The sequence below is a fragment of the Pseudomonas sp. P5_A2_2 genome (assembly GCF_054177685.1).
This window is the reverse complement of sequence record NZ_JBGCUL010001352.1, coordinates 1-1,017: the sequence shown is the minus strand read 5'-3', so window position 1 is coordinate 1,017 and position 1,017 is coordinate 1. Positions and strand designations below refer to the sequence as shown.

The following is a 1,017-nucleotide window of genomic DNA, read 5'->3' as shown; positions in this document are numbered from 1 at the left end:
CCTTGATCCAGACCCAGACCTGCCCGAGCAAATGCTCCGGGGTCACGCGGCTGGCTCGCAGGGTCCAGAGGCGCTCGGCGACGATGGCCATGGCCGCGATGGAACTCAGAATGATCGGCAGCATCATCCAGCCGCCGGATTTGACCAATTCCCACACAGTGACAGTCCCCTCGAAAAAGTGCGCCACTCTAACATAGGGGGTGCAAGCACCGAAGACCGTGATGTCGCATCCGGTCGGGCATTGATAATGCCCGGTCATTGGTCCGAGGGCGGCGGATCGCGCCAGAAACGCCGTTCCTGGCGCATTGACCACGGCGGCTCGAAGCGCCCCAGTTGCAGACGAATGGCACCCTGTTCGACGCTGTCGTAGATCGCCATTCCACGTTTTTGATAACGCGCGATGACCGTGGGATGCGGATGGCCAAACGAATTGCCCTGCCCGCGGGAGATCAGCGCACCTTTAGGTTGCAGGACATCCAACAGGGCATTGGACGAAGAACTGCGACTACCGTGGTGTGGCGCCTGCAGCCAATCGGTGGGAAGGGCCAACGGACTGTCCAGCAGGGCTCTCTCGGCGGCCGCATCAATGTCGCCACTCAACAGCAACCGTTCGCCATTGGCCTCGATCAGCAGGACACAAGAGTTCTGGTTGCTGTCGCCGGCCAATGGCCAGTGCCAAAGCTGGAAATCGACTTCATCCCAGGTCCATTGCCGACCACTGTCACAACGCTCGGCCTGCAACTGCGCAGGCAGGTCCGACGGTTCACCACTGACCACCTGTTTCACCGGCAAGCCCTTGGCAACCGCCCGGGCACCACCGGCATGATCGGCGTGGGCGTGGCTGATCAGCATCAGGTCGAGGCCCTTCACCCCCAGTTTGCGCAACGCCGGCAGCACCACCCGCTCCCCCTGGTCGAGCTCACCGAAACGCGGTCCGGCGTCATACAGCATCGTGTGATGCCGAGTGCGCACCAGGATCGCCAGCCCTTGGCCGACGTCCAGTTGCCAGACTTCGGC

1 protein-coding gene and 1 pseudogene are annotated in these 1,017 nt (G+C 62.5%); both read right to left on the bottom strand.

Annotated elements, in window-relative coordinates:
- Nucleotides 1–259: pseudogene (locus ACXRVY_RS31355) on the bottom strand (MotA/TolQ/ExbB proton channel family protein); the annotation flags it as partial.
- Nucleotides 256–1,017 (bottom strand): ComEC/Rec2 family competence protein (locus tag ACXRVY_RS31350; protein ID WP_458239258.1); only part of this gene is annotated, 762 nt, incomplete at its 5' end. The gene ACXRVY_RS31350 and the pseudogene ACXRVY_RS31355, both read right to left, overlap by 4 nt.